Source organism: Metabacillus sediminilitoris, assembly GCF_009720625.1.
In the GTDB taxonomy this organism is placed as follows: Bacteria; Bacillota; Bacilli; order Bacillales; family Bacillaceae; genus Metabacillus; species Metabacillus sediminilitoris.
In genome coordinates this window covers 1,726,201-1,741,370 of sequence record NZ_CP046266.1, presented here as the reverse complement: position 1 = coordinate 1,741,370, position 15,170 = coordinate 1,726,201, and the positions used below count along the sequence as shown (strand labels likewise).

Below are 15,170 nucleotides of genomic sequence, written 5' to 3'. Positions count from 1 at the left end.
TCTTCTCCTTATTTTTTGACTGTATGTTTCTTAATTGCTGGCAAAATCTCTGTTGCGATCAGCTCAATATTTTTCGCAATTTTATCGAATGGTACGCCACCAAAATCAATTTCTGCCAAGAATCTCTGTTGACCATATAGTTCATATTGATAGAGCATTTTTTCAATAATTTGCTGTGGGCTACCAACCATTAACGCATCACGATAGTCAGTTGCTTGTGCGAACTGTTGCTTTGGATAGCCACCACCTTTTAATGCCTGCATACCTGAATTCACATGTGGATAGTATTCACGAAGTGCATCCTGTGAATTTTCTGCCGTGTAAAATAAACTTGTTGTTGCAATTGGAAGTCCTTCTGGGTCAAAACCATTTCGCTCAGCTGCCTCACGATAAGCATCTACAGCTACTTTAAAATTAATCGCTGGGCCACCAAGTGTCGTCAGCATCATTGGTACACCTGCATAACCTGCTTTAATGGCACTTGCTGGCGGGCCACCTACAGCACGCCAAATCGGCAGATGGCCATTTTTAGGTTGTGGAAGAATAGACGCATTTTCCAGTGGTGCACGGAATTGACCTTCCCATGTCACCTTTTCTTCGGCATTTATCTTCATAAGAAGTTCCATTTTTTCTTCAAATAATTCTTCATAATCACGAACATCATAACCAAGCAAGCTATACGCCCCAACACGTGATCCACGTCCAGCAACAATTTCAGCTCGACCTTTTGAGATTAAATCGAGTGTCGCAAAATCTTCGTATACACGAACGGGGTCTGACGTACTTAACACCGTTGCTGAGCTAGCAATTTTAATATTTTTTGTTGCTTGTGCAATAGCACCTAAAATGACCGTATGGGCTTGTGTTGTAAAATATGTTTGATGGCTTTCACCGACAGCAAATACATCAAGTCCCGCCTCATCTGCTAGCTTACTTGCCTCAATTAATTCATGAATACGTTGTTCGGCGCTAATACGACTTCCTGTTAATGGGTTTGGTAAATGTTCACCAATCGAATATAATCCAAATTCAATTCCTTTATTTGTATCAATACGATATTGTTCCATTTTCATTCTCTCCTTTTTAATCAAGTGGCTTTAAACTTGCTTCAATTTCTGAACGTTTTTCTTCTAAGAATGGTGGTAAATCTAAATTTTCTCCTAATGCTTCGATCGTTGAATCTGTTGTAAATCCAGGTCCATCTGTCGCAATTTCGAATAAAATACCATTCGAATCTCGGAAATATAAGCTTTGGAAGTAAAAACGGTCAACAACACCTGTTGACTGGAAGCCATGATCTTTCACCACTTTGTCCCAAAAAATGAGCTCTTCCTCATTTTTCACACGAATTGCCAAATGATGAATACTTCCTCGACCTGGCTTTTCACTCGGCCCCTCTTGCTGCTTCACAACAATTTCGCCAAATGCCTGCCCTGCAACAGACTGATAAATTGCCTCTTTTTCTGAACGAGCTACTTCTACATAGCCGAACATATCCTTTAACGTTTTAGCCGTTCTTTCCAAATAACGCACTGTTATTTCCACAGTCCCCATACCTAAAATTTGATGCTTTTGCTCCACGATAGAATCTTCCCAAGTCGACCAGTATTCTGGTATTTCTTCGTCGTTATTATTAAGTAAAATAAGGCGTAACCCTTCTGTATCTTCAAATGGAAGTGCTTTTCGGCCTGCGTATGTTGTAATTTCTCCGTGCTTAACATCTAATAGCTCAAAACGCTTTTTCCAATATTCAAGACTTTCAAATGATGGTACAAGTAAACCAATTTGCGTAATTGCATTTGTTCCACGAGTCGTTCTTCCAGCAATCGGCATTTCAAAAAAGGATAGCTCTGTACCTGCACTTCCTGTTAAATCTCCGTAAAATAAGTGATACATAGAAGGATTATCTTGGTTGACAGTCTTTTTTACCCTGCGTAAGCCTAATACCTTTTGATAAAATTGATTATTCATCTGAGCGTTTTTTGTAATCATCGAAATATGGTGGTGTCCAGGAATTTTATACATTGTGGTTCCTCCTTATTTTTAACTTGATTAGTCAAGTGATAGTGTAAAAAAATTATTCAGGCGGTAATTCTTTCTTTTGGCTATGTTTATGAACACGTGTCATCAATGAGTATAATGTTTTCGTTTCTTCCTCGTTTAATACATCTTCAAAGAATGACGATTGAAACGCTAGCTGAGCTGGCATCGCCTCTTCTAAAATCGCTTCTCCCTTCTCAGTAAGGCTAATTGTTTTCGTTTTCCAATCTTGCTTACGCACAATATAGCCTTCTTTCTCAAGTCGAGCAAGCATACGGGAAATCCCGCCTTGCGTGACCGTTACTTTTTCAGCTAACTCAATTTGAGTGAGTGGCTGATACACTTGAATTTGCATGAGCACATCAAATTGTGCAGTTGTTAAATCAAATCTCTTTAAAAAATCATTCGACAGCTGATTACTTTGGTTCGTAAAACGCATCAAACGTAACCAGATTAACGATCCCCTCGTATTATTCCGCATGTCGTTTCCCTCCCCTATCACTAATCTTAGTATCACTTTACCACTCAATTGATAAGAAATCAAGTTAAAAGTCTCGAATTCGAGATTTATTCATTTTGGCCCATACAAAAGATACCATATTAAGAATGGAGGCCGATTGCAAAACAAAAATATTATTTTTCCTTTTCCACCTAAATGTATTAGCTGTTACTTTAGAATAATGTTTGAACAAATTGACACTAATATCCTTGATAAACGAATAAAAAAACGTGTTTAAAAAAAAGATTGATCAAGAAACGCTCTTAATATATTCAATTGGATCATTCCTTTATAAAAAAGTTGGATCATTTCTTAGATCCTTCTTCAATTTTTGCACTTGCGGGGTCTCCTGGGCACGCTCTCCCGCAGGCGTCTCGCATATCCATTTCAATCAACATTTTGTTCGAATTTGTTACTTGCTAAAAACAACAATCTTTGCGAAAAGAGCCATATTTTAAAATTAAAAAGCCCCTAAATTAATTAAAAGTTTAGAGGCTAATTCAATTTCTTATAATTTTTATATTATTGTGCCGTATAACCACCATCAATTACAACAGCTTGTCCTGTCACACTCATTCATCACGTTTCTGAATGACACTTTTGTTTAAAATTTATTAAACTGTTACTGCTGCTACATTTTTTGCCACAGCTGCAACTTTTTCTAAACCTTCAGCAATAATGGTTTGTGCTTGATCTGGCATTGCATTATGACCTTCAATAATCACTTCATCAATGATTTCCATACCGAATACGCCGCCAACAACATTTTTAATATAAGTAGCAGCCATTTCCATAGGTGCCGCTTCTGGTGTTGAGTAGACGCCACCACGTGCACTTAGAATAATCGCTTTTTTGTCAGTCATTAATTGTACTGCTTGGCCATTTTCATCATATTTGAATGTAAAACCAGCTTGGTACACATAGTCGATGAATGTTTGTAATTTAGCTGGGATTGTTAAGTTCCATAATGGGAACGCAAATACAACTACGTCTGCTGCTGTTAATGCATCCATTGCTTTTTGTTTTGCAGTTAAAAGTCGTTGTTCAACATCTGTCATTTCTTCGCCTGATTCTACTTTACCGAAAGCGTTGAATAACTCTTGTCCAAAGTAAGGCATATCTTCTGCAAATACATCATAGGTTGTTACGTTTACACCTTCTATGTTCTCCATGAAAGTTTCATACATTTTACTTGATACAGCATCTGAAGCTGGGCGGTTATTTGCTTTTACTACTAATACGTTCATTATATTGTCATTCTCCATTGTTTATCTCGAATTAAGTTATCTTGAATTAATAATATATTAATCTAGTATAAAAGTCAACAAAACAAAACGTAATCACATTATTAGCTTTTCTATATCCATTGACTAAGCAACGTTTGGATCAACTTACAATTGATTTAGCTGAAATAAGAAAAGACAAAAATTGAACTGATCTGAGATTGTTTCAGACTCTGGATTATTAAATTTAATGCTTAAAGTTTAGTTCGAGATAAAATTCTAAAAAATAACTTGTTTGAGAATTGTAAACAAGTTAAATTTCAGGTTTGTAAAAGTTATAGAAACCCTTATTGGAGCTTAGATAAACTAAGCTCACAAATAAGGGTATATTTTTCAATAATATTATTTAGATAATCGTTTAAGTAAAGTCTCTTTTTCCTTTTCAAATCCTGGCTTGCCTAGTAATGCAAACATATTCGTTTTATATGCTTCAACACCTGGTTGATCAAACGGATTTACGCCTAATAAATGTCCACTGATTGCAGTAGCTTTTTCAAAGAAGTACACCATTTCACCGAATGTAAATTCCGTTAATTCATCCAATTCGATGACTAAATTTGGTACTCCTCCGTCAACATGAGCTAGTACTGTTCCTTGGAAAGCCTTTTTGTTTACTTCATCCATTGTTTTTCCTGCCAAAAAGTTCAACCCATCAATATTATCTGGATCTTCTTGAATGGTCAGTTCAATCTGTGGCTTTTTAACTTGGAGGACAGTTTCAATTAGATCACGGCGACCTTCTTGCACATATTGTCCCATTGAATGTAAATCTGTTGAAAAATCAACTGATGCAGGAAATAGTCCTTTTTGGTCTTTCCCTTCACTTTCTCCATTTAATTGTTTCCACCACTCAGAAACATAATGTAAGGAAGGTTCATAGTTTACTAACAGCTCGATTGTTTTCCCTTTACGGTATAAGGCATTACGTACTGCAGCATATTGGTAACTTTCATTTGTTGAAAGCTCTGGATTATTGTATTTTTCCGCAGCAGCCGCCGCACCTTCCATCATGCGGTCAATATTAAGTCCAGCTGTCGCAATCGGCAGAAGACCTACTGCTGTCAAAACAGAATATCTTCCCCCTACATCCTCTGGAATTACAAAAGATTCATAGCCTTCAGCATCTGCTAGTTGTTTTAGTGCGCCTTTTTCTTTATCTGTTGTAACAAAAATGCGGTTTTTCACTTCTTCTTTGCCGTATTTTTTCTCCATATAGTCACGGAAAATACGAAATGCAACAGCTGGTTCAGTTGTTGTACCTGATTTTGAAATCACGTTGATCGAGATATCTTTTCCTTCTAACATTTCAAGTAAATGTGTAATATAAGTAGAGCTAATATTTTGACCTGCAAAATATACTTGAGTACTGCCATTCATTTGGTTGTGAAACGTATGTGTAAGTGCTTCGATTGCAGCTCTTGCTCCTAAATATGAACCACCTATTCCAATTACAATAAGAGCATCAGAATGACTGCGAATTCTTTCAGCCGCTTTTTTAATTCTTGAAAATTCTTCTTTGTCATAATTGCTAGGCAAATCCACCCAACCTAGAAAATCGGAACCAGGGCCTTTTTTTTCATGAAGCATATGATGTGCAGCTTTGACAGATTCGTTTAGATAATCCACTTCATGTTGCCCGATAAATGGTAATGCATTTGAGTAATCAAATGTAATAGACATATAATCCTCTCCTAAATGTTTTTAAAGTTTAGTAAGTTTTCATTTTCAAGGGAGCGTTAGTCATCGTACAGCTTGTCCAAAAATAATTAACGCTCCTATTAAAGTTGAATTCTATTTGAATAAACTACTTAGTTTTTAGGTGCATTTTCCCAATCAGCAGCGAATTTTTCGATACCTTGATCTGTTAATGGGTGTTTCGTTAGTTGCTCAATGACACTGTAAGGAATCGTTGCAATGTGGGCACCTGCCATTGCTACACGTGTAACGTGATCTGGGTGACGAACAGAAGCAGCAATGATTTGTGATTCTAATTGATGAATACGGAATAATTCAGCTATTTTAGCTACTAATTGTACGCCATCTTCAGAAATATCATCTAAACGTCCTAAGAATGGAGAGACATATGTTGCACCTGCTCGAGCAGCTAATAACGCTTGGTTTACTGTAAAGATAAGAGTCACATTTGTTTTTACACCTTTTTTAGTAAGGTATCGAGTTGCCTCTAAACCTGCAACTGTCATCGGAACTTTGATTGTGATGTTTTTATCTCCACCATTAATTTTAATCAGCTCTTCTGCTTGTGCGATCATTTCTTCAGCGGTTACTGCGTCAGGTGTTACTTCTGCTGAAACTGATTCAACTTCTGGTACTGCTTGTAAAATTTCTTCAATACGATCTTCGAATTTCACACCTTCTTTAGCAACTAAAGATGGATTTGTTGTTACACCAGATAAAACGCCCATTTTATACGCTTTTTTAATATCCTCTAGATTTGCAGTATCGATAAAAAATTTCATTTTCATTTCCCTCCAATTTTATATTAATTTTTAAGTATTAGTTTTTATTCATTCTTTTCCACAGCATGTCCGCCAAACTCGTTGCGAAGTGCTGCGACAACTTTACCATTAAATGTATCAGTATCTAGTGATCTGTAACGCATTAATAATGACATTGCGATGACTGGTGTTGCAGTTTGTAAGTCTAACGCTGTTTCAAGCGTCCATTTTGCTTCACCTGATGAATGCATAATCCCTTTTATATCATCAAGTTTCGCATCTTTAGCGAAGGCATTTTCAGTAAGCTCCATTAGCCATGAACGAATAACTGAGCCGTTATTCCATACTCTTGCTACTTGTTCATAGTCATAATCAAATTCACTTTTTTCTAAAACCTCAAATCCTTCACCAATTGCAGCCATCATGCCATATTCAATACCATTGTGTACCATTTTCAAGAAGTGGCCGCTTCCTGGTTTTCCTGCATAGATATAACCTTTATCTACAGCTGTATCACGGAAAATAGGTTCAACAACCGCCCAAGCTTCAGGATCACCTCCTATCATGTAGTTTGCTCCATTACGAGCACCTTCCATTCCGCCAGATGTTCCAGCATCCATATAGCTAACACCAAATTCTTTCATTTGATTGTAGCGACGTATGGATTCTTTGTAGTGTGAATTACCAGCCTCGATAACGATATCTCCTTTATCCAACAATGGAGTGATTTCAGTTAGAACTGAATCAACAACAGGATGTGGTACCATAATCCACAAAATTCTTGGTTGCTCTAATGACTGAATAAGATCTTTAATATTCGTCGTACCTTCCGCACCATATTTTTTTATTTCTTCTACAGCATTAATATTTAAATCATATGCCACAACTTGATGTTTATGGTCAATTAAGTTTTTCCCCAGATTTAATCCCATTTTTCCTAATCCAATTAAGCCGACTTGCATCCTAATTCCTCCTCAAAGTAAGGTTATTTTTTCAATAAAGTTTTTGTTGTTTGAACAATGTTTTCTGTTGTAAATCCGAATAACTCCATGACAGCAGCTCCTGTTCCAGAAGCACCGAATGTCTCAATTGAAACTATTTTTCCATCCATTCCTACGTAGCGTTCCCAACCAAGCGAGATTCCCATTTCAATTGCCACTCGGTTTGTAATAGATGAAGGTAATACTTGCTCTTTATATTCATCAGATTGGCGACTGAAAAGTTCCCAACTTGGCATTGCAACAACTCGAACTGAGACATGATCTTTTTCAAGTTCTGCTTTCGCACTGACTGCTAAGGAAACCTCTGATCCAGTAGCAAGGAGTATGACATCCGGATTTTCATTCGTTTGAGTTAACACATAGGCACCTTTAGAAAGGTTTTCAATATTTGCTTGTGTTTCATCAAAAACAGGTAAGTTTTGACGACTTAGAACTAATGCAACCGGACCTTCTGTTTGGTTTAAAGCGTAGCCCCATGCACTTGCCGTTTCATTTGCATCAGATGGGCGAATAACCGTTAGTCCTGGAATTGCCCGAAGTGCAGCCAAATGTTCAATTGGTTCATGTGTTGGACCATCTTCCCCTACTGCAATTGAATCATGTGTAAATACATACGTAATAGGTAGTTTTTGTAATGCTGCTAAACGAATAGAAGGGCGTAAGTAATCATTGAATACAAAGAATGTACTTACAAATGGTTTCACTCCCCCATGAAGGGCCATCCCGTTACCTGCAGCTCCCATTGCGTGTTCACGAACACCAAAGTAAATATTACGACCTGCAAAAGAATCGAAAGCAAATTTTTCTTGGTCTTTGATATCTGTCATTGTTGAGTGAGAAAGGTCGGCACTTCCTCCAAAAATAGCAGGAACTTGCTTTACAAAGTGGTTGATTGCTTCTCCACTAGCTACACGAGTAGATACCGATTTTTCTTTATCGAACGTCAAGATATCTTTTACTTCTATTAATACTTCTCCATTAATCGCTTTTTCTAGTTCGATCGCTAGTTCTGGGTATGCTTTTTTATAAGAATGAAATAACTCTTTCCATTGATTTTCTTTACCAATGCCTTTTTGTTTTAATTCTTGGAAATGAGCTTTCACTTCTTCAGGTACGTAGAATTCCTCTTCAAATTCCCATTTGTAACTTTGTTTTGTCGCTTTTGCTTCTTCAAGACCTAGCGGATTCCCATGAGCCTTATTTGTTCCAGCAACTTTTGGGCTCCCATAACCAATAATCGTTCTTATCTCAATAATTGTTGGTTGCTCTGTGTTTTCTTTTGCCAATTCAATTGCTTTTGTGATCTCTGCCACATTATTCCCATCATCAACTCGTAAATAATGCCAATTAGCAGATTCTGCTCTTTTTTGAATATTTTCTGAGAAAGAGAGATTCAAAGTTCCATCTAATGAGATGTCATTTGAATCATACAATGCAATCAATTTCCCAAGCTTCATATGGCCAGCCATTGACATTGCTTCATAGGAGATACCTTCCATTAAATCCCCATCTCCTACTAAAGCATAGGTATAATGATCGATAACAGGGAAACCTTCTTTATTAAATTTTGCAGCTAAATGAGCTTCTGCCATTGCCATACCAACTGCATTTGCAATCCCTTGACCTAATGGACCTGTTGTAGCCTCAACACCATCAGTGTGACCAAATTCAGGATGACCAGGTGTTTTGCTATTTAATTTACGGAAGCCTTTCAAATCCTCAATGGAAACATCATATCCTGTTAGATGTAATAAGCTATATAACAAGCTAGAGCCATGACCTGCAGAAAGAACAAAGCGGTCACGGTCAAACCATTTTGCATTTTGCGGATTATGGTTTAATTGATTAGCCCATAACGCGTAAGCCATAGGTGCGGCACCCATCGGTAAACCAGGATGACCTGAATTTGCACGGTTAATGGCATCAATAGATAATGTTCGAATCGTATTTACAGCTAAAGTTTCAACTGTTTCACTCATGAGATTGTATTCCTCCTTAAGATCTTTTAATGTGTGATAAATTCTAACTCAGACTTATTTTCTTCATTTTCTTCCAGATCTACCTCATCAAGCCACCATTTAAATCCATCTGCTTTAAGTAAGCTTTCTGCTGCATCAGGACCATTTGAGCCTGCTTCGTAGAGATGAAGCGGCAGAAGATTTTCTTTAAAAGCATCAAGAATAGGTTGTACCCATTCCCATGACATTTCAACTTCCTTCCAATGAGCAAAAAAAGTAGAGTCACCGCGAAACGCGTCAAAAATCAATCTTTCATATGCTTCTGGAACACCTTTTTGCTCGGCTGAAAAGTTAATTTTTACCGGCTCGATTTTTCCATCATGCAATGGGTTTTTATGATTTAATTGTAAAGTTATATTTTCATTCGGATTAATTTCGATGATTAACAGATTAGGAATTATCTTTTCATTTTTGTTCTCATATAACTCTTTTAATGAATCTTTAAATTCAATGACGATTCGTGTCGATTTTATTTTCATTCTTTTTCCTGTTCGGATGTAGAAAGGAACCCCTTGCCAATTTTCATTGTCAATCATGACCTTTGCAGCAACAAATGTATCGTTTTTAGAAGTAGGATTAACTCCAGGTTCTTCTGTATATCCAGCTAATTGCATACCGTAAGCTTCACCTGAACGATATTGACCCCGAACAACATGCAGGCTTACATCTTCTTTCTTTAATCCACGAAGAGATTCGATTATTTTTCTCTTTTCATTTCGAATCTCATTTGCATTCATTTTTTTGGGTTGATTCATAGCCGTCATCATTAACATTTGTAACATATGATTTTGGAACATATCACGAATGGCCCCAGCTTGGTCATAATAACCTGCTCGTTCTTCTACTCCCACGACTTCACTAGCTGTTATTTGGATGTTAGCAATATGTTGATTGTTCCATAAAGGTTGTAAGATAGGATTCGCAAATTTTAAAGCTTCTAAATTTTGTACCATTGGTTTCCCTAAATAATGGTCAATACGATAAATTTCATCCTCTTCAAATGCTTCACTTAGTCTTGTATTTAACTCCCTGGCAGATTCTAAATCACGTCCAAATGGCTTTTCAATGATTAGCCGTTTCCAGCCTTTTGTAGAACCTAATCCACTTTCTTTAATGTTTAATGAAATCAGATCAAAAAACTCTGGTGCGACTGAAAGATAAAACATCCGATTTTCTGGTATATTTCGTTCATTTTCACGTTGTTTGACAAGACTTAATAGTTTTCTATAGTCTTCTGGATTTACTGCATTAAATTCACTATAACGAAAAGCATCGAGAAACTTATATAAGTTCGTTCGATCAAAATCAATTCGTCTAGAAAAAGTTCTTAACGATTGTTCAACTTGATTTTGAAACTCGCGATCAGACATTTCCCTTCTACCTAGTCCAATTATTGATATCGAATCCGGCATTTTTTGATCTAGAAATAAATTATATAAAGCAGGGAAAATCTTTCTCTTTGCTAAATCCCCAGTTGCTCCGAATAAGATGAATGTCATTGATTCCATTTTCTTTCCTCCTCTTTACTTTCAAGAATGTTTAAAGTTAGTAATAACCAATAGTTAAACAAAAAAGTATTTAAGTTACTTTTTAATATATCGGTTACTTTATATAACCATAATAATACTAGCATTTTCCATAGTCAAGTAAAATGTGAACATTTTATGAACGTTTTTTATCTTTAAAAAACCTCAAATAATCTTAGATTTTCAAAAATACCTTCAAAAGTTAATTCGAAACATTAATAAATCCATAAATAAAAACAGGTTACTATTAATTATCAAAAGGAAAAGAATTATCTCTCTATGAACAAGACATTCTTATTCCGATCCAATGTAATGACCGTATCGGACATCCCGACAAATAATCCATTTTCAACAACACCTGGGATAATATTTAGATGTTCCTCTAATTTTTTTGGATTTGAAATATCTAAGAAGATACAATCAAAAATATAGTTCCCGTTATCAGTCATAAAAGGAATACCTTCAGATTGACGAAGTAACGGTTCACCGCCAAGTTCACAAATATGCTTCTCCGTTAATTCTGTACCAAAAGGAACAACTTCAACTGGAAGCTTAAATGCACCTAATTTTTCTACCATTTTTGGTGGGGTAGCTACGACGATAAATGCTTTAGCTGCTTTTGCGATTATTTTTTCTCTCAAAAGAGCCCCACCTCCACCCTTAATAAGGTTTAAATTAGAATCTACCTCGTCAGCACCATCAATTGCGACATCAATTTGTTCAATCTCCTTAAAATCCCCGATTGGAATCCCTACTTTTTTTGCTAATTCTTCCGTTTGAATCGAAGTAGGGATTCCTATAATTGAAAGTCCTTCTTTCACTAGTTCTCCGAGTTTGATGATCGTATAATACACCGTTGAACCTGTACCTAGTCCAACTACCATGCCATCTTTTACAAAATCTACTGCTTTTTCACCGACTAATTTTTTATCAATCATGGTTTTCTCCCCTTTTTAAAAAGATCAAAAGATTAGAAAAACTTGGCTTATCGGCAAGCCTTAAGTTTCTTATCCTATCAACCTTAGGATATAAATTCTGGTGATAGGATAATTAAGAATAAATTTCCAAAATAGTATAGTTAATCTTTTACTTTCCCATTTCTTGAAAATTCATCAAAGCTGCCCATTTCTCCTAACACTCGTACTCTTTTGCGAGTATTAAACAAACTTAACATAGTTGTTTAGTAGACTTTTAAAAATGACTATTCCTCTGTAAAATGTGTTTAAATATTATTAATCAGCGATTTTGCACGCTATGCTGTCCTTCTATAAAGCGAACTGTCCCTGTCTTGGCACGCATGACGACTGAGTGAGTAGTCCCTATCTTCCCGTTATATTGTACTCCTCTTAAAAGCTCCCCATTTGTTACACCTGTTGCTACAAAATAGGCATCATCACCTTTCACAATGTCTTCCATTAATAAAACTCTATTAAAATCACTAATGCCCATTTTCTTCAGACGAATCTTTTCTTCATCTGTTTGTGGAAGCAGTTTTCCTTGAAATTCCCCTCCCAATGATTTCAGTGCCGCAGCAGCCAATACACCTTCTGGAGCTCCACCAGAGCCAAGCATCATATCAACACCTGTATTTTTAAATGCCGTATTGATAGCAGCTGCTACATCACCATCTTGCATGAGTTTAATTCTTGCACCAGAGTCACGAATCTCCTGAATCATTTGTTCATGTCTTTCTCGATCTAAAATGGCCACAACAAGATCTTCAATATTTTTATTTTTTGCTTTTGCAACAGCTGTTAAATTCTCAATAACAGGAGCGTTGATATTAATTTTACCGGCAGATTCTGGACCTACAGCAATCTTTTCCATATACATATCTGGGGCATGTAATAGATTACCTCGCTCTGCAACTGCTATGATTGCAAGAGCATTCCATGTCCCTGCAGCAACAATATTTGTTCCTTCTAATGGATCTACTGCAATATCAACTAAAGGGCCATCACCAGTTCCTAATTGTTCTCCAATATATAACATCGGAGCTTCATCCATTTCACCTTCCCCAATAACAACAGTGCCGTTCATCTGAATGGAATTAAACATTTCCCTCATGGCTTGTGTTGCTGCTTCGTCTGCTTCATCTTTCTTTCCTCTACCCATCCATCTTCCAGCAGCTAAAGCTGCGGCTTCAGTCACTCTAACAAGTTCCATTGATAAATTTCTATCCATTCTAACTACTCCCTTTCTTATAAAGCGAGACTTTCATCAGTGGGGGTTTTCTTCAGCCCCCACTGATGGATAGCGAGACTTATCCGATCTTTACGGGCAGTTATCCCCCAGCTATCTTCTTTGATTCTCTAGAATCTTAAGATTGGGTTTTACTGCCCGTTAAGAATGGGATATAAATTGATTATTATTCACCCCATTGTTTAAATACTTGTTGTTTAGCTAATCGTTCAATTTTTTCAGTTGACATTTCTTTATAGCCAATTACATTTGTTTGATAATGCTTTCCATTCAATTCAACTGTAACGATTATTTCGATCATTACTGATTTCTCCTTTCTGTAAAAATCTATTAATCTATTATCTGAAATACTACTCTCTAGTTTCTAATGAACTTTTATTAACAAGGTTACTTTATGTAACCATAATAATCCCTGGATATTTTTTAGTCAAGCAATATGTGACTAATTTGTGAAATTTAAAACGAGGTGATATCAGAGTATACCCAAAACAATTTAGGCATAAAAAAAATCGAAAGGCTTAAAGCCAATCGATACTTTTTATACTTAACCCAATCTATAACAGGACATTTAAATTAGTATTCATTTCATGAGTTTTAAATTAGATTCTAAGTTTCTTTTAGACTGGGTCTCGTTCGAACATGCCTCGAGGAAACCATGGAAATAAATCATAGACCATGAAGGTTGATTAAAATATCAATTCTAAATAATTTATATAATATACTTTTCTACCAACTTCTTTAAACTACTTTTATCATAATTATTATACTGATTTGCTATATTTCGAATTGGGTCTCCCGCGTAAAAACGCTCATATAATTCATGTCTAGACCCTAATGGACTTCCGATTAAGTCCCAGGCAAGTTTAAATAGTTTTGTTCTGTTTTCAGCATCAATAGTTGCACCTTTAAAATATTCCTTCAAAAGTGGTGACAGTGGACCTTCGAAATCAAAAACACTTGAAGGTAATTGAATAAACCCTCCTGCACCTATGAGCTGCAATATTTCTATTGCACGCGGATAATATTTAGCACCTAGGTTTCTTGCTGTTTCTATATAACTAAAATCTGGAAGAAAAGTTCCGTATTCATCTACCTTTCCTTGACACTCGGAAGCAATTAATAAACCTCTAATTGTTTTTACCTGCATAATCAGTTCACCGATTTTTTCCTGTACGTGAAGATAAGAATTGGCTCCTATAGCATCTGCAATCTCACAAGCGAGAGCCGCCACAAATTCCAATTTTGTCCCTAGTCGAATAATAGCCTGGTGATACGCTAAACTATTCGATGCGGGGTCAGATTTAATTTTCCATATTGCTTCCGGATTATCATAAAGCAATACTCGTTCCCATGGAACAAAAACATTATCAAAAATTAACAACGCATCCATTTCATCATACTGGGAACTAATTGGGTTGTCTGCTTTTCTTGAAGAATCTGTAGCAAAGGATTCACGGCAAACCATATGCAATCCGGGAGAATTTGCTGCGACCACAAGCATATGGGCCAAATGTTTCTGTTCTTCTTTTAACATTCCTAGCGGATAAATAATTAAGTCGTTGCTATACGGTGCTGCGGTTCCTATCATCTTAGCTCCATTTACAAATACGCCATCCTCAGTCTTTTTTGTAATTTGTAACAAGCCTAAATCTTTTAGTACAGGAATAGTTTGGATAGAGCGGTTAATTTGGGGATCCCTTTGCACAACACTTAAAAAAAGGTGGTTGTCTCTGGCTTCTTCATAGTAGGATCTTATTTTTTCTGAAAAGTGTTGATCAAATCCCTTATACTTTTCTCTAGAAGCATACCATCCAGTTAATCTGGATCTTGCGTAATCGGATAAACGACTCATAACACCGTCCGTTGATTGACTCCATACTTCAAAAGCCTTTCTTCTTTGCAATATATCCTCGTAAGAGCGAGGGATTAAAAATGCAGTATGAACATACTCATTTGTTTCGTTATTAATATATCCAATTAAATCTCTTTGATTTGGATCTTCAAACATGTTAAATAAGCTAGAGATGGTAGATAAAGTACCCGAAAAGTTTTGGTCTTTCGTCACATCAACTATCTTTCCTTCTAACCAGACATTTCTCCCGTCTTGTAAACTCTGTATATATTGTTTCTTAATACTTATCATGT

General features: G+C 36.3%; 13 protein-coding genes. All 13 read right to left on the bottom strand.

Annotated features, from left to right (window positions below; translation table 11 throughout):
- Positions 1–8: 8 nt before the first annotated feature.
- On the bottom strand, positions 9–1,067 hold the full coding sequence (locus GMB29_RS08350; RefSeq protein WP_136351734.1) for an LLM class flavin-dependent oxidoreductase: 1,059 nt from the start codon (positions 1,065–1,067) through the stop codon (positions 9–11).
- Positions 1,068–1,083: 16 nt separating this feature from the next.
- Positions 1,084–2,025, bottom strand: coding sequence for a ring-cleaving dioxygenase (locus GMB29_RS08345; RefSeq protein WP_136351735.1), 942 nt, complete (start codon positions 2,023–2,025; stop codon positions 1,084–1,086).
- A gap of 52 nt (positions 2,026–2,077) precedes the next feature.
- Positions 2,078–2,521 carry a MarR family winged helix-turn-helix transcriptional regulator gene (locus GMB29_RS08340; protein WP_136351736.1) on the bottom strand — a complete coding sequence of 148 codons (444 nt, stop codon included), beginning with the start codon at positions 2,519–2,521 and terminating at the stop codon, positions 2,078–2,080.
- A gap of 632 nt (positions 2,522–3,153) precedes the next feature.
- Positions 3,154–3,786, bottom strand: a complete 633-nt coding sequence (locus tag GMB29_RS08335; RefSeq protein ID WP_136351737.1) for an FMN-dependent NADH-azoreductase — start codon at positions 3,784–3,786, stop codon at positions 3,154–3,156.
- A gap of 378 nt (positions 3,787–4,164) precedes the next feature.
- On the bottom strand, positions 4,165–5,502 hold the full coding sequence (locus GMB29_RS08330) for a glucose-6-phosphate isomerase (RefSeq protein WP_136351738.1): 1,338 nt from the start codon (positions 5,500–5,502) through the stop codon (positions 4,165–4,167).
- Positions 5,503–5,630: 128 nt separating this feature from the next.
- On the bottom strand, positions 5,631–6,299 hold the full coding sequence (gene fsa / locus GMB29_RS08325; RefSeq protein ID WP_136351739.1) for a fructose-6-phosphate aldolase: 669 nt from the start codon (positions 6,297–6,299) through the stop codon (positions 5,631–5,633).
- 44 nt (positions 6,300–6,343) lie between these two features.
- Positions 6,344–7,240: a phosphogluconate dehydrogenase (NAD(+)-dependent, decarboxylating) gene (gene gnd, locus GMB29_RS08320; protein WP_136351740.1), complete on the bottom strand. Its 897-nt coding sequence runs from the start codon at positions 7,238–7,240 to the stop codon at positions 6,344–6,346.
- Positions 7,241–7,263: 23 nt separating this feature from the next.
- On the bottom strand, positions 7,264–9,258 hold the full coding sequence (gene tkt / locus GMB29_RS08315) for a transketolase (RefSeq protein ID WP_136351741.1): 1,995 nt from the start codon (positions 9,256–9,258) through the stop codon (positions 7,264–7,266).
- A gap of 26 nt (positions 9,259–9,284) precedes the next feature.
- Positions 9,285–10,805 (bottom strand): glucose-6-phosphate dehydrogenase, encoded by a 1,521-nt coding sequence (zwf, locus tag GMB29_RS08310; RefSeq protein ID WP_136351742.1) that lies wholly within the window; start codon positions 10,803–10,805, stop codon positions 9,285–9,287.
- 287 nt (positions 10,806–11,092) lie between these two features.
- Positions 11,093–11,761, bottom strand: a complete 669-nt coding sequence (gene rpiA / locus GMB29_RS08305) for a ribose-5-phosphate isomerase RpiA (RefSeq protein WP_136351743.1) — start codon at positions 11,759–11,761, stop codon at positions 11,093–11,095.
- A gap of 298 nt (positions 11,762–12,059) precedes the next feature.
- Entirely contained in the window at positions 12,060–13,007 is a 948-nt protein-coding gene (gene glpX / locus GMB29_RS08300; protein WP_136351744.1) for a class II fructose-bisphosphatase, read from the bottom strand.
- A 184-nt stretch (positions 13,008–13,191) separates the two neighbouring features.
- Positions 13,192–13,326 carry a BA3454 family stress response protein gene (locus GMB29_RS08295; RefSeq protein ID WP_136351745.1) on the bottom strand — a complete coding sequence of 45 codons (135 nt, stop codon included), beginning with the start codon at positions 13,324–13,326 and terminating at the stop codon, positions 13,192–13,194.
- 408 nt (positions 13,327–13,734) lie between these two features.
- Complete coding sequence (locus tag GMB29_RS08290) at positions 13,735–15,168, bottom strand: 4-hydroxyphenylacetate 3-hydroxylase family protein (RefSeq protein ID WP_136351746.1); 1,434 nt, start codon at positions 15,166–15,168, stop codon at positions 13,735–13,737.
- Positions 15,169–15,170 lie beyond the last annotated feature (2 nt).

Bases quoted from the DNA above. Each gene is read 5' to 3' on its own strand.
- GMB29_RS08290 (WP_136351746.1), bottom strand. From the start codon at position 15,168: ATGATAAGTATTAAGAAACAATATATACAGAGTTTACAAGACGGGAGA.
- gnd (WP_136351740.1), bottom strand. From the start codon at position 7,240: ATGCAAGTCGGCTTAATTGGATTAGGAAAAATGGGATTAAATCTGGGG.
- GMB29_RS08350 (WP_136351734.1), bottom strand. From the start codon at position 1,067: ATGGAACAATATCGTATTGATACAAATAAAGGAATTGAATTTGGATTA.
- GMB29_RS08295 (WP_136351745.1), bottom strand. From the start codon at position 13,326: ATGATCGAAATAATCGTTACAGTTGAATTGAATGGAAAGCATTATCAA.
- rpiA (WP_136351743.1), bottom strand. From the start codon at position 11,761: ATGATTGATAAAAAATTAGTCGGTGAAAAAGCAGTAGATTTTGTAAAA.
- GMB29_RS08345 (WP_136351735.1), bottom strand. From the start codon at position 2,025: ATGTATAAAATTCCTGGACACCACCATATTTCGATGATTACAAAAAAC.
- glpX (WP_136351744.1), bottom strand. From the start codon at position 13,007: ATGGATAGAAATTTATCAATGGAACTTGTTAGAGTGACTGAAGCCGCA.
- GMB29_RS08335 (WP_136351737.1), bottom strand. From the start codon at position 3,786: ATGAACGTATTAGTAGTAAAAGCAAATAACCGCCCAGCTTCAGATGCT.
- GMB29_RS08330 (WP_136351738.1), bottom strand. From the start codon at position 5,502: ATGTCTATTACATTTGATTACTCAAATGCATTACCATTTATCGGGCAA.
- tkt (WP_136351741.1), bottom strand. From the start codon at position 9,258: ATGAGTGAAACAGTTGAAACTTTAGCTGTAAATACGATTCGAACATTA.
- fsa (WP_136351739.1), bottom strand. From the start codon at position 6,299: ATGAAATTTTTTATCGATACTGCAAATCTAGAGGATATTAAAAAAGCG.
- GMB29_RS08340 (WP_136351736.1), bottom strand. From the start codon at position 2,521: ATGCGGAATAATACGAGGGGATCGTTAATCTGGTTACGTTTGATGCGT.
- zwf (WP_136351742.1), bottom strand. From the start codon at position 10,805: ATGGAATCAATGACATTCATCTTATTCGGAGCAACTGGGGATTTAGCA.